This window comes from Tropicimonas marinistellae (genome assembly GCF_001509585.1).
Taxonomy (GTDB): Bacteria; Pseudomonadota; Alphaproteobacteria; order Rhodobacterales; family Rhodobacteraceae; genus Tropicimonas; species Tropicimonas marinistellae.
Map to the genome: position 1 here is coordinate 80509 of NZ_LNCI01000009.1, position 21519 is coordinate 102027.

The following is a 21519-nucleotide window of genomic DNA, read 5'->3' on the forward strand; positions in this document are numbered from 1 at the left end:
TCTACCCCCGGCGCCGTTCCAGCCAACCTTCCAGACGGCCCAGAATGTCGGCAGCGATGGCCTCGTCCTCGATCTCATCGATCGCTTCGGCAACGAAGGCGACGACCATCAAATCGGTCGCGATATCCTTCGGCACACCACGCGAGCGCAGATAGAAAAGCCCCTCGTCGTCAATGGCTCCCGACGTCGAGCCGTGGGAGCAGGCCACATCGTCGGCGTAGATTTCCAATTCGGGCTTTGCATAGAACTGGCTGTCGTCGTCGAGGAGCAGCGACTGGCTGATCTGGTAGCCGTCGGTCTTTTGCGCTCCGTCCTTCACGAGGATCTTGCCCTGGAAGACACCGACTGCCCCATTGCGCAGCACCTTCTTGAAAACCTGTCGACTTTCGCAATTCACCGCGTCGTGCGTGACGAACACCGTGTCGTCGTGGTGGAAGTCGCCGGTCGCGCCATCACCGAGTGCTGCCCCGGCAACATGCGCCACCGCGTCGTCGCCCGTCATTTCCACCACCGCCTCATTGCGGGTCAAAGCGCCATTCACGGTAAGTGTGAAGGACTTGAACGTGCTTTCCTTACCAAGCCGGGCGAACATATGCGTCGCCGCACGTCGCTCATGTGCGCGCCCCTGCGTGCGCACATGGTGGAACGCGGCACCGTCGGCGACTTCTACCTCGAGCACCTTGTTGAGACGCGATGCTGCGGGGCCGTTTTCGAGCAGCGTAAGGTCTGCACCCTCTTCAACCTTGACCACGTTGTGGATCGTCACATCGAGGTTCTCGGTCTTCTGTACGTAGCTTAGGTTGACCGGCTTTTCCGCCCTGCCCGTCACGCGGATCAGCACGCCATTCTCTGCGAAGGCCGTGTTCAGCGCGGCCAGCGGGCGCTCCACCGGGCTCTGTCCGTTCGCTTCAAGCACGCCATAGAGTTCGCGTGCCCAGTGGATATCGGCGGCACCGGCTTGAGCGAGTGGCTCGATCTCGACGCCGGCCATCGCCAGGTCGTCGGAGGCGTCGGGGTCGAAAACCCCATCGACAAAGACAATCTGCAACCGGTCAATCTCGTGGAAGACGGCGGACTCGTAGAGCTCGAACACCGCTGCCGGCGGCACGTCCGGCTGCACCAGCGTAGCTGGACGCGTGTATTTCCAATACTCGTCACGGGCGTGCGGCAATCCCATTGCCCGTAGGCGCGACAACGCGGCGTTGCGCGCTTCGGTCAGCCAGACACCCCCCGCGGGCTTCGCGATTGCGGCGATACGCGCCTCGGTCGCATCCTGCTTCTGTTGTGGCAGTGCCATGTTACGCCACCTCCGAGAGGATATCGGCATAACCATTGTTCTCCACCTCGAGCGCCAGTTCCGGCCCGCCCGTCTTCACGATACGGCCGCCCGCGAGAATATGGACAACGTCCGGCTGGATGTGGTCGAGCAACCGCTGGTAGTGGGTAATCACGAGGAACGCCCGGCCGGCGTCACGCAACGCGTTCACACCCTCGGCGACAAGTTTCATAGCGTCCACGTCGAGCCCTGAATCCGTTTCGTCGAGGATGCACATCTTCGGCTCTAGAATGGCCATCTGCAGGATCTCGTTGCGTTTTTTCTCGCCACCCGAGAACCCGACATTGACCGGACGCTTCAGCATGTCAGCGTCGATCTTCAGAGTCTTTGCCTTTTCTCGGATCAGCTTAAGGAAATCGGCAGCGGAGATTTCCTCCTCCCCGCGCGCTTTCCGCTGGGCATTCACCGCCGTCCGAAGAAACGTCATATTGCCGACGCCGGGGATCTCCACAGGGTATTGGAATGCCAGGAAAAGGCCCGCTGCTGCGCGCTCTTCAGGTTCCAGTTCGAGCAGGTCCTTCCCATCCATTTCGGCGGACCCGTCCGTCACCTCGTAGCCGTCGCGCCCGGAAAGGACGTAGGAAAGCGTCGATTTGCCAGACCCGTTCGGCCCCATGATCGCATGGACCTTGCCGGCCTCAACGGTCAGGTCGACGCCATTGAGAATTGCCTTGTCTTCTTCTTCAAGTTTGACGTGCAGGTTTTTGATTTCCAGCATATTTAGCCCTTACATACGGTATAAGCCGGCGTCCGCGAGGGACCCGGCCAGATGTTTCGAATGGAGAGGAAGTGACGCGGGGCTCAGCCGCCCGCGGGAATCCGTGTGATCGTCGAGGTCGTCGAGGAGTCGTCCGAGAGAATGCGACCCACCAAGTCTGGCTGGTAGTTCAGAAACGCCGCCAGCACGCCGCCGACCAGCGCCAGCGTAAGCAGAAAGGAGAGAAGCCGATTGTACCATGGCAACGGCGCGCGGACCTGCTTCGCCCGGCGCAGTTCTTTCTTCGATGGCACCGCCACACCGTCCGGGATCCATTGCTTGCCAGATTGGATGCGCGCAATGCGCTCGGCAAATCTCTGATCCATTGCGACGGACATGATCGTTAACCTCACCTACTCCGGTTCCGGCACAACCTTGCCTTGAATGTGGGCGATATATTGACGAAATCAGCACTTAAGAAAGCCTTACCGCCGTGCCCGAGGCCGAGACCATCAGCATGTTGTTGATAACCTCGTAGTCCAGGTCGACACCCACTACCGCATTGGCCCCGAGGGCGGCCGCGCGTTCCTCCAACTCCCGCAGTGCGGTCTCGCGCGCCTCACCCAAGCTCGCCTCATAGCTCGACGAACGCCCACCAATGATATCCGTGATTCCGGCAAAAACGTCTCGGAACACATTCGCGCCGAGGATCGCCTCGCCGACGACAATTCCGAGATAGTCCTTGATAGGCCGGCCTTCCACGGCCGGTGTGGTGGTCACGATCATTGATCCCGCCTTCTCCCAGGGGTTCATGTCAGGGTCCGTTCTGTGGCCGGGTTGCGGTCAGCCGACCGATCCCTCCAGAGAAATCGCCACAAGCTGTTGCGCTTCCATGGCAAATTCCATCGGCAGCGCCTGAAGGACTTCCTTGCAGAAGCCGTTGACCACAAGCGCCACGGCTTCCTCCTCGTCCATACCGCGCTGGCGGCAGTAGAAGAGCTGGTCGTCGTCCACCTTGGACGTTGTCGCCTCGTGTTCCACGCGTGAGGAGTTGTTCTTCACCTCGATATAGGGAACCGTGTGCGCCCCGCAGGTAGAGCCAATCAGGAGGCTGTCGCACTGGGTGTAATTGCGTGACTCCTTCGCCCGTGGGTGGACGGAAACGAGCCCGCGATAGGTATTCTGCGCCTTGCCGGCGCTGATCCCCTTGGAGACGATCCGGCTCTTCGTGCTCTTCCCCAGGTGCACCATCTTCGTACCGGTATCGGCCTGCTGGTAGTTATTGGTGATGGCGATGGAATAAAACTCACCTTGGCTGTCGTCGCCGCGCAAGATGCAGGACGGGTACTTCCAGGTGATCGCGGAGCCCGTTTCCACCTGCGTCCACATCACTTTGGAGCGGTCGCCCCTGCAATCAGCCCGTTTGGTGACGAAGTTGTAGATGCCGCCATGCCCGTTCTCGTCGCCCGGGAACCAGTTCTGCACGGTGGAGTACTTCACCTCCGCGTCTTCCAGAACGACGATTTCAACCACCGCCGCGTGCAGTTGCGCGACGTCGCGCTGCGGTGCCGTGCAGCCTTCCAGGTAACTCACGTAGGCGCCCTTGTCGGCGATGATCAAAGTGCGCTCGAACTGACCGGTGTTTTCGGCATTGATCCGGAAGTAGGTGGAAAGCTCCATCGGACAGCTCACGCCCTCGGGCACGTAAACGAAGGAGCCGTCGGAGAAGACTGCCGAGTTCAGCGTCGCAAAGAAATTGTCCGACTGCGGCACCACCGAGCCCAGATACTTCTTCACCAGTTCAGGGTGTTCCTTGATGGCTTCGGAGATCGAACAGAAGATGACCCCGGCCTTGGCAAGTTCCTCCTTGAAGGTCGTTCCGACCGACACCGAGTCGAACACTGCGTCCACTGCAACCTTCCGGCCCTCCTGGGGAGCGTTCTCCGCTCCTTCGACACCGGCGAGGATCATCTGCTCCTTGAGCGGAATTCCGAGTTTCTCGTAGGTTTCCAAAAGCTTGGGATCAACCTCGTCGAGCGACTTCGGTTTCTCGTGCATCGACGCAGGCGCTGCGTAGTAATACTGGTCCTGGTAATCGATGCCGGGCACATTGAGGAGCGCCCAGTCGGGCTGTTCCATCTGCTTCCAACGGCGGAAGGCGGCCAGCCGCCAATCCAGCATCCACTCCGGCTCCCCGTTGCGCTCCGAGATCAGTCGAACGATATCCTCGTTGATGCCCTTCGGGGCATACTCCATCTCGATATCGGTGTCCCAACCGTATTTGTAGGTGCCCATATTCTGGACAGCTTCGACGGTCTCCCGATCAACGCCTTCCTTAACGTCCAGCTTGTCTTCAATTGCCGTCATATCCGCTCCAATCCGTCTAATTGGGCCTTGCAACCCAGCCAGGCAGGTTACCCTGCCCGGGCTTTTCGTTTCCGGTGCGCGTCAGCCCAGACATCGGCAAATCGCAGCACCTCATCTTTTGTCGTCGTCGGTCCAATCGAGATCCGGATGGCGCATTCCGCGCCGTCCCCGAACCCCATTGCCCGCAACACGCGGCTAGATTTCACTTTGCCGGAGGAGCAGGCCGATCCCGCGGATATCGCGAAGCCAGCCAGATCCATCTGCATCACCTGGGTTTCTCCCCGCCACCCCGGCACGATGATGGAGGTGGTATTGGGGAGTCGCCGCGCCGATTTCCCGACAAAAATAATATCCTCTGCGGAAGAATCCAGTGCTTTTTCTAGAATGTTTCTAAGTTTCTCCACGCGCTCCCAGGCTCCGGCCTCCAGATCGCGCTGTGCGGCTGCCGCCGCAGCACCGAATCCAGCGATTCCGACAAGGTTTTCCGTGCCTGAGCGCCGCCCCATCTCCTGTCCGCCGCCCCGAATGCGTGCCGATACGTCCAACCCGCGCTTCAGCACCAACGCTCCCACGCCTTTCGGTCCACCGATCTTGTGTGCGGAAATCAGCGCCATGTCGCATCCCGCCCAGTTGAAGGCAAGAGGAACCTTGCCGAACGCCTGGGTCATGTCGCTCACCGCCAGCCCGGGCGGCAAATCCTGGAGGATCCCGGTCTCGGAGTTCGCCAGTTGCAACGTCGCACGTTCCGGGTTCGGCACGTCGACGTGCCCGCTAGCAGAAACCGATAGGGCCGTATCGGCCCAGCTCAGGACCGCGTCGTGTTCGATTTCCGCCGCTGCAAGCCCCCGCCCCGCGAGGGCCATGGCCGCAGCCTCCGTTGCACCGGACGTGAAGACGATATCTGCGCCGTCGGCCCCAAACGCGTTGGCAACCTGCGTACGTGCGCGCTCCAAGAGCCCTTTCGCGGCGCGCCCCTCCGCATGCACCGACGACGGGTTTCCAAGAAGGTCCATCGCCTGCAGCATAGCGGCCCGTGCCTCGGGTCTGAGCGGCGCGGTCGCGTTCCAGTCCAGATAGGTCCGTGTCATTCTTGTCGCCCGAACATCAAAACCCAACAACAAGCCGCCCGTGCCAAGGTTTCTTTCGAACGAAGAAACGGTCCAGAGCAGCACCGCTGGCCGCTGTACCCATAGGTCAGCGCGTCAGGCGGCGCAATCTGTCAGGGGGAGCAATCGTCGTGCATCTGGAACAGCGAGGGAACGGCCGGACATGGCGCAAGATCGTTGCTCATCACATCCGACAGACGCGCCTGGTGCAGGAACACGTAGACATGCGCCGACAGGCCCTCCCACAGACGGTTGTTCAGGGATTGCGCCCGGCTTCCGGATACGCCCCCCTTGGCCCCTGCCCCCATATGAAGCGCGCTGACGGTTTCGTCCACCGCCGTGAGAACTTCGGACACCCGGATCTGCTCGGGTGCACGCCCCAACCGATACCCGCCGCCCGGCCCGCGCACCGATTCTACGAGCCCGGCGCGGCGCAGTTTCACGAAGAGCTGTTCCAGGTAGGGCAGCGAAATGTCCTGCCGCTCACTGATCTCCGACAGGGTGACGAGTTCCCCCTTCGGCGCCAGTGCAAGATCGGTCAGTGCCACCATTGCATAGCGGCCCTTTGTGCTCAGTTTCACGGCACTCCCTCCCGAAAGGTTGACGTGAGCGTTTCGGCAGATTAACTGCCAGTCGCTGCGCGCACACGCGGCCCACACGCTCGCAACGTTTTAGTTTGCCGGACTTTTCGCGTCAACGCACCCAGGTGACGCATCGGCCGGCCCGAAAAGGAAGAGGCAGGCGCATGCCCGAGGTGATTTTTCCCGGACCCGAAGGTCGGCTGGAGGGCCGGTATCACCCGCAGAAGGAAAAGGACGCGCCAATCGCAATCATCCTGCACCCCCACCCGCAGTTCGGGGGCACGATGAACAACAAGGTCGTCTACAACCTGCATTACACCTTCCACAACATGGGCTTTACCGTGTTGCGGTTCAATTTCCGCGGCGTCGGTCGATCGCAGGGAGAATACGATCAGGGGGTGGGCGAGCTTTCGGATGCCGCCTCCGCGCTCGACTATCTGCAGTCGATGAACCAAAACGCCAAGCATTGCTGGGTCGCCGGCTTCTCCTTCGGCGCCTGGATCGGCATGCAGCTCTTGATGCGCCGCCCCGAGATCACCGGTTTCATCTCGGTTTCGCCGCCCGCGAACATGTACGACTTCTCGTTTCTCGCCCCCTGCCCATCGTCGGGCCTGATTATCAATGGAGGCGCGGACCGGGTCGCCCCGCCCAAGGACACCCATACCTTGGTGTCAAAGCTGCATGAGCAGAAGGGGATCACGATCACCCACGAAGAGATGGAAGGCGCCGGTCACTTCTTCGAGGAGCCTTACATGCAGCCGATGCTGGATCACGTGGAGACCTACGTGCGCCGCCGTCTGACAGAAACCACGCGTTGAGGCATCAATGGGCATTCTCGAAGACCTCGCCGATGGGCTGGCCAAGGACACGATCGACGAGGCCCACAGGTTCGGCAAGGAAGAGCTGATCACCGAGGTCGCCAAGCAACTCGGGGCCACCTCAACGACGATGGAAGAAGCCTACCTGACCTCGATTCGGATGAGGCTTGCCGAGAAACGGGCGCGGGAGTTTCTCGTCGCGCAGGTAAGCCAGTTGGAAGAAAAGTCGAGCGGCTAGCCTCGCGGGCTTTCGCGTCAGGGCCGAAAAACCACGAAATGAGCCGGACCGGGTCTCCTTCGGGGATTTCTCGCGCGGCGAAGTCTTGGAGTGCTCCGTTATTGGGGCATTCAATTCTCTGCACCATGCATTCTTTTTGATCGATCCGCATGCCGAGCAGGCTAGTAGCCGTTCAAAACGCCAAGACATGCCGCGCCGCAGCATTGCCGAACTGGTATTTCCACAACGTACAGGCGAACATGGCCGCAGGGAGGACAACTTCGGGCTGCTAAAGGAACCGCCATGTGTCTGACCACCGAAGCATTCCTACTCTTCCTCAGCATATTGCCATCAACCATCGTTGAAACATCCTCGGATCGGATCGTGATCCATGCAGAGGTCCGCGATGCGGTTTGGGAAGTTAAAGAAGACAAATGGTGTACGCCGGCCCCTCAGATCGATGCAGCTGTCCGTTTGAAAGGCGGCGCGGACACCTGAACGCGGCGCACGCCGAGCACCGCGCGCCCTTGCCCTCTGCTGTGGCACGGCATAGAGCCGCTCCATGACAAATCGGCTCAACGCTCAAATTGCATTCCTTCAGGAAATAGACCGGCTGAAGGGCATTCTTCGCGCCACCCCCATCGGCGACAACTCGCGGCGCGAAAACTCCGCGGAGCATTCGTGGCACATTGCGATGTATGCCATGGTTCTCGCCGATCAGGCAAAGCCGGAGGTGCGGATCGATCGGGTGATCCGAATGCTGCTTCTTCACGACATCGTCGAGATCGACGCGGGCGACACGCCGATTCACGCGGATTTCGACGCCGCGGAGCAGGAGGCGAAGGAACAGGCCGCGGCCGATCGGCTCTTTGGATTGCTGCCGGAAGCACAGGCCGCCGAGTTCCGAAACCTGTGGAACGAGTTCGAGGCAGCCGAAACGCCGGATGCCGTCTTCGCGAAATCCATCGACCGCGTACAACCGCTCTTGCTGAACCTATTGAACGGCGGCGGAAGCTGGATCGAGTACGACGTAACGATGGATCAGATCGACACACGTGTGGGCACGAAGGTCATCCGCGGGGCGCCGGCGCTTTGGCAGCACGTCCGTGCCCGGGTCGCCGGCTACTTCGCCAGTTAGGCGTACCATGTGCGCGTTCTGGCAGGAGCGTGTCCAGAGCGAGAAATGCCGCCAACACCCATGCCAGCGCCGCCGCGACCTGAAACAATCGGTCGACCATCGCGACTTCTGCATTGTCACCGAACGGGGCCATGCTGCCGCCAAAAAGGATGAGCATCGTGGTCATCGCTGAGCCCGCAAGCTTTGCATCCCCCCGACCCGACGTGAACCAGACGGCGATACCGAGACAGGCCAACACGGTGACGAGCGCCATGAAGGGGAAGAATGGCGCCATAACAACCAGTTCATAGGCAAGGATTGCGACCGAACCACCAACAAGGTTGGATGTGAGCATCGCCATGGCCACCTTGGTCCCGGCCTGTGTGCTCGCGGCCAATTGTTGCGTGAGGATCGCGACGAACAGCAACGTCAGGACGGCGCCGCCTTCGACCACAAAGAACAACAAAGCGAAAGGCAGGGTTACAAGCGCCATACGCAACAACCGGCGACCGGGATCGAAACCCGCCTCCCCCGCGCCACCCGCTGCACCGGTCGCAGGCGCAGCGCTCCCCGTTGGAAAGGCGGCGAACGCAACCCAGGTCGCGGCAAGCGCCAGCCCGAGATTGACTGGCAGCCAGAGCGCGACTGTGAGCGCGAGACTCAACGAGCTTTTCACCAAGAGGGGCATCAGCAGCGCCGCAAGCAATGTGAACACGACCAGCAGCGGTGACTTTCCCGCGACCGAAAGCCCGAAGCCGGTAAGGACCATCCCCCCGACCGCCAGCAGGAACAGCAGCGGATAGGGAAGCAGGATCGAACTGACGACCCAGGCAGCCAGCATCAACGCGGCGGCGGTGGCCGAAAGCGTGCAAGCGGCCCGGAGCGAAGGTGCGGATGGCGCCTGAAGCAGGAGCACCGCGAAAACCGAAGCCACGAATGCCAGCGGCCAGTTCATCGCCATTCCGAGAATGAACAGTAGCGCCGGCCCGAACGCCAGCCGCATGCCCGCGTGACGCGCGTCAGTATGCATAGGAAATCCAGGCCATCGCCCGGATCAGCCCCTTTCCAAGCACGTTCAGGACCGGATTTTCGCCTGTGTAAACAATAATATCTGCTTGTCCGTTGATCTGGAAGAATACGTCGTCGTCCGGATCAGCCGCCTCGTAGCCGGGCAAAACGATGCGCACCGGAAATCGCTGCGGCGCGCGCATCCAGCCCGAGCTGCGTGGCGGTGCGGCGGCGCTGCCGGGCTTGCTTTCGTTTCCGATGGACACCGCACCGGACAGGCTCTCCACCCGACCTTGAAGGATTCGACCGGGCTGTATGTCGAGCGTGACCTCCACCGGGTCCCCGATGCCAATGCGCCCAAGGTTGTTCTCGGTCAGGTAGGCTTCGATCCAGACGTCCTCGATATCCACGAAGGTCATAATCGGCGTTCCGGCCTTGGCATAGGCGCCCGGTGCGACGGCAAGATCGCTTACGGCGCCAGCACTGGGCGCGACCAGTTCGGTCCACTCCAATTCGAGTTCGGCTTGCGCGACGGCAGCGAGCGCACGGCGGATCGCCGGGTTGTCTTCGCCCGCAGGGCCCAGTTGCTCCCGCGCGCGTTTCAAATCGGCCTCGGCCCGGGCCAAGCCGCTTTCGGCGTCCGCCAGTGCCGCGCGCGCCTGGTCACCCTGGGCCGACGACATGAGGCCCTTACGCTCCAGTTCGAAAACGCGAGCCGTTTGCAGCCGGACGTTTTCCAGATCCGCGGTGGCCTGGCTCGCCGCCGCCTGCGCCGCTTCCACATCCGCCGAACTTGCCCCGATGGACTGGACCGCCGCATCCAGTTCCGCGCGTGCCCGTTCCAGATCGGTCCGGTACGCGCGCGGATCGATCCGTGCCAGAACCGCGCCGGTTTCCACGATCTCGCCGTTTGCCGCCGGAACCTCCACCAACGCCCCGGAAACCTGCGGCACCACGGGCGTGATCACGGCCTTGACGCGAGCATTTGACGTGAAGGGCGTCAGGCGGTCTGCGGCGAGGTACCACATGAAGACCAGTACCGACGCCAGCAGTACAATGCGAATGGCTGCTTTCATCAAACGCTCCAGAATCCGCAGGAATCCCAGGTACACAAACACAGTCGGGTTGTGGTGTCACCTGTGCCCACCTGCGTTTGCACAATGATGCAGCGATTACGAGATTCAGCCTGCGGCAAATCTGTATACATTCGCATACCGTATTCCCCAATACCCACCGATACGCTAATAAGCGGTCAAATTCGACTCACCACTCAGCCTGCAAAGAGGGACACCCATGACGAAGATCAAGGTGGACAACCCGATCGTGGAAATGGACGGCGACGAGATGACCCGGATCATCTGGTCCTTCATCAAGGACAAGCTGATCCTGCCCTATCTCGATATCGACCTGCTATATTACGACCTTGGCATAGAGGAGCGCGACCGCACCGACGACCAGATCACGATCGACGCCGCCGAGAAGACCAAGGAGGTCGGCGCGGCGGTGAAATGCGCCACGATCACGCCCGACGAGGCACGGGTCGAGGAGTTCGGATTGAAGAAGATGTGGCGCTCGCCCAACGGGACGATCCGCAACATCCTCGGCGGCGTGGTCTTTCGCCAGCCGATCATCTGCCGCAACGTACCCCGTCTTGTGCCCGGCTGGACCCGGCCCATCGTGATCGGCCGCCACGCCTTTGGCGACCAGTACAAGGCGACCGACATGAAGTTCCCCGGCGCGGGAACGCTGACGATGAAGTTCGTTGGCGAAGATGGCACTGTGATCGAGGAAGAGGTCTATCAAGCCCCGTCCTCCGGCGTCTTCATGGGCATGTACAACCTCGACGAGTCGATCCGGGATTTTGCCCGCGCGTCGTTCAACTATGGCCTCCACATGGGTTGGCCGGTCTACCTCTCCACCAAGAACACCATTCTCAAGCAATACGACGGACGCTTCCTGGAGCTGTTCCAGGAAGTCTTCGACGCCGAATTCGCCGAGAAGTTCAAGGACAAGGAGATCTGGTACGAACACCGGCTGATCGACGACATGGTGGCCTGCGCCATGAAGTGGAATGGCGGCTTCGTCTGGGCCTGCAAGAACTACGACGGCGACGTTCAGTCGGACACAGTTGCACAGGGATTCGGCTCGCTCGGCTTGATGGCCTCGCAGTTGATGACGCCCGACGGAAAGATCGTGGAGGCCGAAGCCGCCCACGGGACAGTGACGCGCCACTACCGTCAGCATCAGAACGGCCAGCAGACTTCCACCAACTCCACCGCTTCAATCTTCGCCTGGACCGGCGGGCTCAAGCACCGCGCGAAACTCGACGAGAATATCGCGCTGGCCTCCTTCGCCACCACGCTGGAGAAGGTCGTCGTAGAAACCATCGAGAGCGGTTCCATGACCAAGGACCTTGCCCTTCTGGTCGGCCCCGATCAGGGCTGGCTGACGACGACGGGCTTCCTGGAAAAGGTCGACGAGAACCTCAACAGGGCGCTTTCGGGCTGATCGCAGCGCGCCCACGCGGCGGCAAGCGGGCCCATCCGCGGGCCCGCTTGCCCGGATCCCTTAATCGAATTGGTGATCTCACACCGAGCGGGGACCCGCAGCGGTTGCTCAAGTCATGGGCACCCGAAGTGTGGGCACGATGGATCGCGGTGCAGGACTGGACGTTGCCGCGCCGCCCTGCGATGCCGCGCCCATGTCAACCACCGATCTGTCGCCAGCAATCCAGCCAAACGCACCGCGCCACAGCGCAATGGAGAACGCCCAAGGCATTTCCATCGGCGTCTTCTTTTGTGCGGTTGGGCTCGTCTTCTTAACCCATCTGGGGTTTCTGACCGGCCAGACGGCGGGGTTGGCGCTGATCATTTCCTACCTCTCTGGCTGGTCTTTCGGACCAGTCTTCTTCGCGGTGAACCTGCCGTTCTACTGGGTTGCCTGGACACGGATGGGACGGGCCTTCACCATCAGAACGGTGTTTTGCGTCACCCTGCTGTCAGTCCTCACAGAGTGGCTGCCTGGCCAGATCGGTCTGGCGGAGGTCTCTCCGACATTGGGCGCCATCGTCTTCGGCACATTGACTGGCACGGGTCTTCTCATCCTGTTCCGCCACGGCGGAAGCCTCGGCGGCCTTGGGGTAACGGCACTACTCGTCCAGGATCGGCTCGGCATTCGCGCAGGCTACGTCCAGCTTGCTTTCGATACATCGCTCTTTGCCGTCGCCTTCCTGCTGTTTCCCAGCTCTGTGGTCGCCTATTCCCTGTTGGGAGCGGTTGTGCTGAACATGGTCATCGCCTTCAATCACCGTCGCGACCGCTACATTGCGACCTGACCCCGGCCACCCGCAGGAAAGCCAAATGCCGCCTCACATTCTCGCGCTCATTGGCGCCATCATCACCGAAGTGATCGGCACATCGGCGCTCAATGCCAGCGCACAGATGACCCGTCTTTGGCCATCGGTGATCGTCATTCTCACCTATTCTCTGTCGGTCTATCTGCTGGCCGTGGCCATGTCCGCCATGCCAGTGGGCGTCGCATACGCCATCTGGTCGGGGCTCGGTGTTGTTCTGATCACGCTGATTGGCTTCGTTGTCTTCGGACAGAACCTCGACGTACCGGCAATCCTCGGGCTCGGGCTGATCGTTGCGGGCGTGGCCGTGATCCAACTCTTCTCGTCGTCAAATGCCCATTGACGGCGGAGCGACTGCTCACGCCTCCAGTTCTGCATCCCAGTAGAGGAAGTCCAGCCAGCTCTTGTGCAGGTGATGCGGCGGGAACTTGCGGCCCACGTTGCGCAATTCCTCGGCACCTGGGCGGCGCGGAGACTTCAGCAGGCTCATGCCGGCCTGGCGCAGCGACTTGGAGCCCTTCTTGAGGTTGCAGCAGGAGCAGGCCGCCACCACGTTCTCCCAGCTTGTAATGCCGCCACGTGCGCGCGGCACAACATGATCGAAGGTCAGATCCCCCTTCGCCCCGCAGTACTGGCAGCGGAATTCGTCCCGCAGGAACAAATTGAAGCGCGTGAAGGCCACGCGCTTCTGGGGTCTTACGTAATCTTTAAGCACCACGACGGAAGGTATTCGGATCGTCGTGGAGGGGCTTCGTACGACTTCGTCGTATTCCGCCACGATGTCCACCCTCTCTAGCCAGGCCGCCTTTACCGCCTCCTGCCATGGCCAGAGCGACAACGGATAGTAGGAGAGCGGCCGATAATCGGCGTTCAGCACCAGTGCCGGATGGTGCCTGAGGTTGTTCGGTTCCCGAACGAAGTGTGATCTGAAATCGCCGTCCATCGTGTTAGAGACTCCGTCCCTGCCCTGTCTGCCCGATACGTGCCCCAGGGCGGGACGCCCCGCCCCAGCTCGCAACAACTATATGTGGCGTTTCCCGCCTGACAACCCCCGCCATACGGTGGGCTTGCGCGTGAGGTACCCTGCCTCGGTGACAAGCATGTGACATCTATCCGCAGAACGGCAGCGTGATCTGCCGCGTGAGACGCAAGCGTTCCAGAAAGGCCGCGTCATGACTGACGACGAGCAGCGCCCCTCGATATGCCAAAAGCCCTTCCTCCACCGCTTCAAGCGCCGCGATATCCAGGTGGTTCGTGGGTTCGTCCAGCAACAACAGGTCGGGGGGCTTCGCACCGGCTAGAACGAGTGCCAGAGCCGCCTGCACCCTCTCGCCCCCACTGAGCCCGCGGACCTGCGCTGCGGCCGCCTCGCCTCGAAACCCCATCCGAGCGAGAGCCGCCTGAATAGCATTTCGACCAAGCTCCGGGTGAGATTGCTCGAAAACCTCCCGCAATGTCCCACCGCGCCCCAGGGCTTCCGCCTGCTGATCGAGAAATGCCACACGCGCGCGTTGAATTTGTCCAGCATCCGGCTCCAGAAGACCCGCAGCAAGACGCAGGAGAGTGGACTTTCCCGCGCCGTTGGGGCCCACGAGCGCGATGCGCTCCCCTGCGAACATCTCCATAGATAAATCATTTAAAACAGATAGTTTATCGCCAAACCTAAAGCTGACATCTCGGAACCGGAGCACCGATCCATGGCTGCGCTCCGAGGCTGCGGCGTGCAGCCGTCGCGGGACCTGCGGCGGGAGCGCGGCACGGGCAGCCGCCTGCTCGGCACGACTCTCCGCTCGGCGCCGTTCCGCCAGTCGGGCGGCACCCGCGGCGCCACGTTCGGCCCTGTCCTTCATTGCATCGGTCAGCATCTTTCCCTGACTACCGGATGCCCGCAGCGCGCGGCCCTGTCGCGCCCGGCCGGCCGCTTTTCGCGCGCTGGCGGCGATCGACACCTCGGCCGCTGCCACCGCACTGTCGGCCCGCTCCAATCGCGCCTCCGCCCGCGCGCGGTCCGCGGCGCGCGCAGCGGCATAGTAGCTCCATCCGCCCGGGTGTACCTTTCCTTCCCCAGCCTCCAGCACCAGGATTCTGTCCATTTCCTCCAGCAGGGCGCGGTCGTGACTGGCGACCAGCGCCAGGCCACGGTTGCGGTACGCCAACAGCAGATCACGGACAATCTGCCGCCCCTCCTGATCCAGATCGTTGGTCGGTTCATCGAGAAGCACGATTTCCGGGCAGTCGAAGAACAACGCGGCCAGGGCCGCGCGCCGTTGCTGCCCGCCACTGAGTCGTCCGAGCTCGGTTCGAGGATTGACCCCGTCCAAACCGACGCGTGACAAAGCGGCTTCCAGATCGGCTTCCACCCCCCAGTCCGCTTCGGCCAGGTCCTCCGCACTGGCCTGTCCGGCAAGGCAGCGGTCCAGCAACGCAAGCCCGGATTCCGCGCCGAACAGCGCCGCAAGCGTTTCCTCCGGCTCAAATCTCTGACGCAGCAGAGAGACGCGCCCGCCATGGCTCAGATGCCCACCCGAAGGCTCCAGCCGACCGGCAGCGATCCGCAGGAGTGTGGATTTTCCCGTGCCGTTCGCACCAACGAGCCCGGTCAGTCCGGCAGGCAAGGCAACGGTAAGCCCAGTAAAGAGCGGTGTGGAATCAGGGAGTTGATATGAAAGCGAGTCGAGAGTGAGATACGGCATGAGACAGATTCGAGCAGCGTCGGCCAAGGGCGAAGTCGGCATTTCGCATCTGAATCATCTGTCTCTCCTATTGGGTTTCCGACGAAACTCGCGCGCACCCGGGGCACGGCCGCGAGTTGCGACGTCCAAGCACCGCGTATCCCATCCGCACACCCGTCCTGTCAATGACCCCATCGGCAGCGGGCATTCCTAGCCAGCGTCCAGACCCAGCTTGAGGCGCATGAAACCGACGGCTTGTCCCAACCCGTCCGGTGCAATTCCATGTGCGGTCCCCTTCATCACAAAGGCATAGGTCTCGAACCCGGCGGTCGACAGCGCCTCGGCGGCTTGCTGAAGCGAGGCAAACGGCACCACGTCGTCCTGATCGCCATGTAGCAGTAGAACCGGCATCTTGACCCGCGCCTCCTCTGCCAGCTTCTCCGGCTCCATCAAACGGCCGGAAAAGCCGACGATCCCCGCAATGGCCTCTGCGCGGCGCGGTGCCACATGCAGGCTCATCATGGTGCCTTGGCTAAAACCCAGCAGGATCAGGCGGTCCGCCGTCACCCCCTCATCCACCAGAACCTTGTCGATAAACGCGTTCAAGTCGCTCACCGAAGCAGCCATCGAGGTTTGCGCGGCCTCCTCCGAGGACCCGTCCAGCCAGGGGATCGGGAACCACTGGTACCCGAATGGATTGCCGACGCAGCGCTCCGGCGCATCCGGCGCGTAGAAGGCTGTGTCCGGCAAATGCGGCGCCAAAGGCTCGGCCAACCCTAGCAAGTCATTTCCGTCCGCGCCGTAGCCGTGAACGAAGATCACCACCTGTTTCGCCTGCCCCTGAGGGACGCCGCTACGCCCCGATGTGAGTTCTCGCGCCATATCCGCCCTACCCGCTTCGATAACAAGTCACCGTTGGGCTCCTAACGGCTCCGGCTCGGCTTGGCCAGCCTCTGCCCCTTCACCGAGTACCTTCGCGCTTCTTGGCGACCCGGAAGTAGGCCCACAACAACCTCGCAGCAACGCCGCGCCAGGGACTCCATGCGCAAGCCATCTCGCGGAGGGTTTTCTCGCTTGGCCGGTCCTCGAGGTCGAAGAGCATCCGCGCCGCCTCCTGCAAAGCCAGGTCGCCGGGGGCAAAAACATCCGCCCTTCCGAGCGAGAACATGGCGTAGATTTCCGCCGTCCAACGGCCAATTCCCGGTACCTCGACCAATTGTTCGATCACCGCGTCGGCGGGCAGCGCGCGCAGCACAGCGTAGTCGATCCGCGCCTCCGCCAGCGCCTTGGCATAGCGGACCTTCTGCCGGCTGAGCCCGCAGGACCGAAGATCCGCCTCCTCCGCCCAAAGAACCTTGCGCGGCCCGGTTAGTCGCGCCGCCCTGAGCCGGCCCCAGATCGCATCGGCGGAGGCGACGGATACCTGCTGACTGACAATCGCCGAGAGCAGCGCCTCGAAGCCGTCGCTGCGCCGACGCAGCGGCAGGGGACCCGTCTGTTCCAAAGCCATGGCAAAACGCGGCTCCGCCGCTGCCAGCCATCTCGCTCCTTCGGCGACACAATCTGGTGTCTCGATTATCCGCCCGATCTCATTCAACGCCGTGTCTTTCTCAATTCACAAGCCAAGCGCCCAACCAGTGGGCGACACCGTCAGCATGACGGAATCGTGGAAAGCCTATCCTTTCGACCCGGAGCAGCAATCCGATTCCGGCGCAATCACCCGATCGCCCCCTTGCCCTTCTCAAGAATCGCGGGCATGGGCGAGACATGACTGATACTGCCGCCATTGCACACGACGATTCCCGCGCCCGCCGCAACATGTGGATCCTGGTGGCCGCACAGGCCGTTCTCGGCTCGCAGGTGGCGATGATCTACACGGTTGCCGGCCTCGCCGGAGGGATGCTCGCGGCCAATGCGTGCCTTGCGACTTTGCCGATTTCCCTGATCGTTATCGGATCGATGACAACGGCACCCTGGCTTTCATCGGCGATGCAGGTGCTTGGCCGCCGCGCCGGTTTCTTCATCGGGGCGGGCGGTGGAGTCATCGGCGCATCCATTTCGGCCTGGGGTCTCTGGACCGACAGCTTCCTGCTGTTCCTGCTCGGCTCCTATTGCACTGGTATTTATGTCTCTGCACAGGGTTTCTACCGCTTCGCCGCCGCCGACACCGCGTCCGACGCATTTCGCCCGAAGGCAATCTCTTACGTCATGGCGGGCGGACTTGCCTCCGCAGTTATCGGGCCGACGCTTGGCACCAATTTGGCGGACAGCTTCGTTGTACCGTTTCTCGGCACCTACCTCGGTGCTATCGCCATCAACCTCGTCGGAATGGCGCTTTTCCTTCTGCTCGACATTCCAAAGCCCCCGCGTCCCGCCGCAGGTCAACCGACGGGTCGCAGCAGGCTGGAATTGCTGCGGGACCCGACGGTCCTCGTCGCAATCATTTGCGGCATGGTCACCTACGCACTGATGAATCTCGTGATGACCTCCACGCCGTTGGCCGTCGTTGGTTGCGGGTTCGACACGGAGACGGCAGGGTTCGTCGTAACGGCTCACGTGCTTGCGATGTTTGCTCCGTCGTTCTTCACCGGACATCTGATTGCGCGGTTCGGAGCGCGCACCATCATCTCCATCGGCCTCGCAATTCTGGCCGGAGCGGGTACCGTGGCGCTCGCAGGCGTCGAACTCGAGAACTTCTTCCTTGCCTTGATCCTGCTTGGGCTTGGATGGAATTTCGGCTTCATCGGAGCGACGACGATGCTTGCGCAGGCCCATACGCCGGAAGAGCGCGGGCGGGTTCAGGGAATGAATGACATGTTCGTTTTCGGTATGGTTGCGCTGGCCTCGCTGGTCTCGGGCGGGTTGATGAACTGCTCGGGAGGCAATGCCCAAGAAGGATGGGCGTCCGTGAACCTGGCCATGGTCCCTTTCCTCGCGCTGGCGGGTGGCGCCTTGATCTGGTTGACCCTGCGGCCGGAAAAGTGATCCGGCCCCGCGCACCCAATGCGGATTGCGGTAGCGTTAGAACGAGCGGACCTCCGGAGGGTGAGGTTTTTTGGCTGAAGGCGCCGGGGACCAGCGCACCCGGCGTTGAAAGCTCTTCTACCAAGTGCCCAGGAAGGCGCGGCGCATCAAGCCGGCGCGGCGGGAGAATTCGCTTTCGGCGAGGGTACCTGCGGCGACACGCTGGGGGGTTTGAACAGCCCGTTTCAGGGTGGTTTCCGTACGCCACCCGGCCCTGAGCGCCGGAATCGCGGCTGATGGAACGCCGGCGCGGCGAGCGGACCGGAGCCGGGTGAGGCCGAGACGGGCCAAGTCAGAGATGGCGTCGGCACGTCCGTCCACGAGCGGGCGACGTCCGCGAGCCTCGAGATCCGGAATCGCGCGAAGATATGAGGCAAGCCCAGCTGCCCAGCCGGCATCGCGCACGGCGCCTTCGGCCTCGGCGGTGGCGCCAAGCGCCTGTGCCGAAACCCATGTCAAGCCGGCGGCCGTGGCGTCGATGTAGGAATGCAAAGCGGGGGTATCCTCGAACGGGTCGTGGTAGATATCCCACCGGCGGGCCAACACCATCGCATCGAGAACGTCGATCGAAATACCATGCCGCCTGATAGTCTCCGCGAGTGGGATCGCAATCTCATGCGTACTGGGGATTTCGCCACGGCCGATCTGTTCCAACGTGTCGCGCCACCATTGCAGCCGCATCTCACAGATCATCGGTTCGGGGCTGACCCAGGGCAACCGCGCCACGTCTACGTTGAAGGCATAGAGCGGCAGCAAGCAGGCACGTGCCGATAGAGGCGCGGCAATCGCGGCGAGAAACCGGTCGGGGTCGCCCCGCTCTACGATCTCGGCACAGGCATCTAGGCTCATTCGGGCGCGACGACCGACAGCAGGTAGGCAATCCGGCCCGATGCCGCACGCCAGTTGGCGATCTCTCGTTCGCCTTCCCTGAGGGCCTGTTCCACGGTCTCCGGCACGCCTTCCGCGCGAAGTTCGGCAATACGCCGCTCCATCGGTAGGTAGTATGCTTCCCACGGCGCACCGACGATCAGGCGCGTGTCGAACGTGCGATATCCGGCAGCGGAGATCCTGCGTTCAATACCCGCGCGGTCCGTGATGCCCGGGTACTCTTCCCAGAAATCTCGCAGCGCCTGTGTCTCCTTGCCTCCCAGAAGCACCGGTTCGGAAAAGGCCACGCGCCCGGCCCGCGTGAGCATTGGCCGCATGGCTGTCAAACCCTCGGTGACGCCGAGAAAGTACAGTGCGCCAGCACACCAGATCAGGTCGTAAGGACCGGACAGCGTGCCCATGTCGCCCTGCCACGCCTTTACACGCGGCCCGAATCGCGCACAACGGGCGGCGGTCGCTGCCGCGAAGGGGCCGTGCAGATCCACCGCGTCGATCCAGGCATCCGGCAGCGCCTCCGCCAGCGTCTCGGTATCCGCCCCCGGCCCGCAGCCCGCGTCGCAGACGCGCGCTTCGCCATGGGTCCCGGCAACGCCAATCGCCCAGTGCACATCTTCCGGACACCCCGGCCCCTCTCGTGGCAAACCGTCGTGCAGCGTGAAGAATGCGTCCCAATCCATCGATTATTTCCTCAGGCCGCGGGCGCCCCATCCCGCAGCAATTTCCACTGAATCGCCTCCAGCAGTGCTTCGAAGGAGGCATCCACGATATTCGCCGAAACCCCCACGGTGGACCACCGTCGGCCAGCATTGTCCTCGCTGTCAATGATGACACGGGTCACGGCCTCCGTACCACCGTTGGTGATGCGCACTTTGAAGTCCACGAGTTTCATGTCGGCAATGTAGGGCTGGAGCGGCCCGAGATCCTTCGCCAGGGCTCGGGACAGCGCATTGACCGGCCCCCGGTCGGAGCCGGCAGGATCGAGAGACTCTGAGACGGACAGGCGTTTCTCGCCATCAATGTAGAGGACGACCACGGCCTCGGAGAGCGAGATCGTCTCGCCAAGGCGGTTCTTGCGGCGCTCCACGATGACGCGGTACCGGTCGATCGCGAAGAAGCTCGGCAGCACCCCGAGTTCCCTGCGGGCGAGCAGTTCGAAACTGGCCTGCGCGGTGTCGTAGGAATAGCCCTTCGCCTCCCGCGCCTTGACCAGATCGAGGATACGCCCGAGCGCCGGGTCGTCCTTCTCCACCGGCAACCCGGCGTCGGTCAGCCGCTTGCGCAGGTTCGATTGCCCGGCCTGGTTGGACATCGGGATGATACGCGCATTGCCCACGAGTCCCGGGTCGATGTGCTCATAGGTGGATGGATCCTTCAGCATCGCGGACGCGTGAAGGCCCGCCTTGTGGGCGAAGGCGGAAGCGCCCACATAGGGTGCACCGCGAAACGGCACCCGGTTCAGAATGTCGTCCATCATTCGGCTGACACGCGTCAGGCTTGCAAGACGTTCCTTGGCGACGCCGGTCACGTAGCGGCTTGCGTAGGGTTCCTTCAGAAGGAGTGTCGGGATCAGCGTGATCAGGTTGGCATTGCCGCAGCGCTCCCCAAGGCCGTTCAGCGTGCCCTGCACCTGCCGCGCACCGGCGTCGATAGCCGCAAGCGTGCCGGCCACCGCATTGCCGGTGTCGTTATGTGTATGGATGCCAAGCCGGTCGCCGGGTATTCCGCTCTCGATCACCGCCCGTGTGATGTCATGGATCTCCGCCGGCAGGGTCCCGCCGTTGGTATCGCAAAGTACGACCCAGCGGGCGCCGGCTTCCAGCGCCGCATGCAGGCAGGCGAGCGCATAGTCGGGGTTGGCCTTGTAGCCGTCGAAAAAATGCTCGGCGTCGTACATCGCCTCACGGCCAAGCCCCACAAGATGCGAGAGGCTGTCCGCGATATTGGCGATGTTCTCCTCAAGCGTCACACCCAGGGCCGTTGTGACGTGGAAATCGTGGCTCTTGCCTACAAGGCAGACCGCAGGGGTGTTCGCGTTCACAACGCCCGCCAGTACCTCGTCATTGGCTGCCGAGCGCCCGGCCCGCTTGGTCATTCCGAAAGCGAGGAAGGTCGCGTTCTCCATCTGCGGAGCAGCCTCGAAGAACTCGCTGTCAGTAGGGTTTGCACCGGGCCAGCCGCCCTCGATATAGTCGATGCCGAGATCGTCCAGCGCCTCCGCGATCTGGTACTTGTCCTCCAAGCTGAATTGCACCCCTTGCGTCTGTTGCCCGTCGCGCAGCGTGGTGTCGAACAGGTAGAGCCGTTCCTTGCTCATGCCGTGGCCTTTTCTTCTTGGT

Annotated in this window: 24 protein-coding genes; 8 read left to right on the forward strand and 16 right to left on the reverse strand. The window is 62.3% G+C overall.

Annotation, left to right across the window (positions count from 1 at the left end):
* Position 1 precedes the first annotated feature (1 nt).
* From ARC39_RS18695 to iscR, 7 genes are all read right to left on the reverse strand, one after another.
* Positions 2 to 1297: a SufB/SufD family protein gene (locus ARC39_RS18695; RefSeq protein ID WP_068116418.1), complete on the reverse strand. Its 1296-nt coding sequence runs from the start codon at positions 1295 to 1297 to the stop codon at positions 2 to 4.
* Between the two features lies 1 nt (position 1298).
* On the reverse strand, positions 1299 to 2054 hold the full coding sequence (sufC, locus tag ARC39_RS18700; protein ID WP_068116420.1) for a Fe-S cluster assembly ATPase SufC: 756 nt from the start codon (positions 2052 to 2054) through the stop codon (positions 1299 to 1301).
* A gap of 83 nt (positions 2055 to 2137) precedes the next feature.
* Complete coding sequence (locus tag ARC39_RS18705; protein WP_068116422.1) at positions 2138 to 2431, reverse strand: hypothetical protein; 294 nt, start codon at positions 2429 to 2431, stop codon at positions 2138 to 2140.
* A gap of 76 nt (positions 2432 to 2507) precedes the next feature.
* On the reverse strand, positions 2508 to 2819 hold the full coding sequence (locus ARC39_RS18710; RefSeq protein WP_068116424.1) for a heavy metal-binding domain-containing protein: 312 nt from the start codon (positions 2817 to 2819) through the stop codon (positions 2508 to 2510).
* A 57-nt stretch (positions 2820 to 2876) separates the two neighbouring features.
* Entirely contained in the window at positions 2877 to 4400 is a 1524-nt protein-coding gene (gene sufB / locus ARC39_RS18715) for a Fe-S cluster assembly protein SufB (RefSeq protein ID WP_068116427.1), read from the reverse strand.
* Positions 4401 to 4447: 47 nt separating this feature from the next.
* Positions 4448 to 5488 (reverse strand): cysteine desulfurase family protein, encoded by a 1041-nt coding sequence (locus ARC39_RS18720; protein ID WP_068116429.1) that lies wholly within the window; start codon positions 5486 to 5488, stop codon positions 4448 to 4450.
* Between the two features lie 131 nt (positions 5489 to 5619).
* Complete coding sequence (gene iscR / locus ARC39_RS18725; protein ID WP_068116431.1) at positions 5620 to 6087, reverse strand: Fe-S cluster assembly transcriptional regulator IscR; 468 nt, start codon at positions 6085 to 6087, stop codon at positions 5620 to 5622.
* A 164-nt stretch (positions 6088 to 6251) separates the two neighbouring features.
* On the opposite strand from iscR, the gene ARC39_RS18730 reads away from it, so the two are divergent.
* The 4 genes from ARC39_RS18730 to ARC39_RS18745 all read left to right on the forward strand — a co-directional run bounded on the left by ARC39_RS18730 (position 6252) and on the right by ARC39_RS18745 (position 8260).
* Entirely contained in the window at positions 6252 to 6905 is a 654-nt protein-coding gene (locus tag ARC39_RS18730) for an alpha/beta hydrolase (RefSeq protein WP_068116432.1), read from the forward strand.
* Positions 6906 to 6912: 7 nt separating this feature from the next.
* Entirely contained in the window at positions 6913 to 7143 is a 231-nt protein-coding gene (locus ARC39_RS18735; protein WP_068116436.1) for a hypothetical protein, read from the forward strand.
* A 282-nt stretch (positions 7144 to 7425) separates the two neighbouring features.
* Positions 7426 to 7620, forward strand: coding sequence for a ketol-acid reductoisomerase (locus tag ARC39_RS18740; RefSeq protein ID WP_068116439.1), 195 nt, complete (start codon positions 7426 to 7428; stop codon positions 7618 to 7620).
* A 64-nt stretch (positions 7621 to 7684) separates the two neighbouring features.
* Positions 7685 to 8260, forward strand: coding sequence for an HD domain-containing protein (locus tag ARC39_RS18745; RefSeq protein ID WP_068116441.1), 576 nt, complete (start codon positions 7685 to 7687; stop codon positions 8258 to 8260).
* Here the strand turns inward: ARC39_RS18745 and ARC39_RS18750 are convergent.
* The gene (locus tag ARC39_RS18750; protein WP_068116443.1) at positions 8193 to 9269 is read right to left on the reverse strand and encodes a DUF2955 domain-containing protein; all 1077 of its coding nucleotides are present in this window, start codon (positions 9267 to 9269) and stop codon (positions 8193 to 8195) included. The two genes, ARC39_RS18745 and ARC39_RS18750, sit on opposite strands and share 68 nt — an antisense overlap.
* Entirely contained in the window at positions 9259 to 10323 is a 1065-nt protein-coding gene (locus tag ARC39_RS18755; RefSeq protein WP_068116446.1) for an HlyD family secretion protein, read from the reverse strand. The genes ARC39_RS18750 and ARC39_RS18755 overlap by 11 nt, the downstream gene beginning before the upstream one ends.
* 217 nt (positions 10324 to 10540) lie before the next feature.
* On the opposite strand from ARC39_RS18755, the gene ARC39_RS18760 reads away from it, so the two are divergent.
* The 3 genes from ARC39_RS18760 (at position 10541) to ARC39_RS18770 (ending at position 12942) form a co-directional block, all read left to right on the forward strand.
* On the forward strand, positions 10541 to 11755 hold the full coding sequence (locus tag ARC39_RS18760; RefSeq protein ID WP_068116448.1) for an NADP-dependent isocitrate dehydrogenase: 1215 nt from the start codon (positions 10541 to 10543) through the stop codon (positions 11753 to 11755).
* A 193-nt stretch (positions 11756 to 11948) separates the two neighbouring features.
* Positions 11949 to 12581: a YitT family protein gene (locus tag ARC39_RS18765; protein WP_068116722.1), complete on the forward strand. Its 633-nt coding sequence runs from the start codon at positions 11949 to 11951 to the stop codon at positions 12579 to 12581.
* Between the two features lie 25 nt (positions 12582 to 12606).
* Complete coding sequence (locus ARC39_RS18770) at positions 12607 to 12942, forward strand: SMR family transporter (RefSeq protein ID WP_068116451.1); 336 nt, start codon at positions 12607 to 12609, stop codon at positions 12940 to 12942.
* A 15-nt stretch (positions 12943 to 12957) separates the two neighbouring features.
* Here the strand turns inward: ARC39_RS18770 and ARC39_RS18775 are convergent, their stop codons facing one another.
* The 4 genes from ARC39_RS18775 to ARC39_RS18790 all read right to left on the reverse strand — a co-directional run bounded on the left by ARC39_RS18775 (position 12958) and on the right by ARC39_RS18790 (position 16781).
* Entirely contained in the window at positions 12958 to 13542 is a 585-nt protein-coding gene (locus ARC39_RS18775) for an HNH endonuclease (RefSeq protein WP_068116453.1), read from the reverse strand.
* 166 nt (positions 13543 to 13708) lie between these two features.
* Positions 13709 to 15292 carry an ABC-F family ATP-binding cassette domain-containing protein gene (locus ARC39_RS18780; RefSeq protein WP_161470993.1) on the reverse strand — a complete coding sequence of 528 codons (1584 nt, stop codon included), beginning with the start codon at positions 15290 to 15292 and terminating at the stop codon, positions 13709 to 13711.
* A gap of 189 nt (positions 15293 to 15481) precedes the next feature.
* Positions 15482 to 16153 carry an alpha/beta hydrolase gene (locus tag ARC39_RS18785; protein WP_068116457.1) on the reverse strand — a complete coding sequence of 224 codons (672 nt, stop codon included), beginning with the start codon at positions 16151 to 16153 and terminating at the stop codon, positions 15482 to 15484.
* Positions 16154 to 16232: 79 nt separating this feature from the next.
* The gene (locus ARC39_RS18790) at positions 16233 to 16781 is read right to left on the reverse strand and encodes a DNA-3-methyladenine glycosylase family protein (protein ID WP_078059357.1); all 549 of its coding nucleotides are present in this window, start codon (positions 16779 to 16781) and stop codon (positions 16233 to 16235) included.
* A gap of 257 nt (positions 16782 to 17038) precedes the next feature.
* On the opposite strand from ARC39_RS18790, the gene ARC39_RS18795 reads away from it, so the two are divergent.
* On the forward strand, positions 17039 to 18256 hold the full coding sequence (locus tag ARC39_RS18795) for an MFS transporter (RefSeq protein WP_068116460.1): 1218 nt from the start codon (positions 17039 to 17041) through the stop codon (positions 18254 to 18256).
* Between the two features lie 117 nt (positions 18257 to 18373).
* Here the strand turns inward: ARC39_RS18795 and ARC39_RS18800 are convergent, their stop codons facing one another.
* From ARC39_RS18800 to cimA, 3 genes are read right to left on the reverse strand one after another with little or no spacing between them, the layout of a single operon-like run.
* Positions 18374 to 19144, reverse strand: coding sequence for a squalene/phytoene synthase family protein (locus ARC39_RS18800; protein WP_068116462.1), 771 nt, complete (start codon positions 19142 to 19144; stop codon positions 18374 to 18376).
* Entirely contained in the window at positions 19141 to 19860 is a 720-nt protein-coding gene (locus tag ARC39_RS18805; RefSeq protein ID WP_068116464.1) for a class I SAM-dependent methyltransferase, read from the reverse strand. Before ARC39_RS18805 ends, ARC39_RS18800 begins: the two co-directional genes overlap by 4 nt.
* Before the next feature lie 11 nt (positions 19861 to 19871).
* Positions 19872 to 21497, reverse strand: coding sequence for a citramalate synthase (gene cimA / locus ARC39_RS18810; protein ID WP_068116466.1), 1626 nt, complete (start codon positions 21495 to 21497; stop codon positions 19872 to 19874).
* Positions 21498 to 21519: the final 22 nt, after the last annotated feature.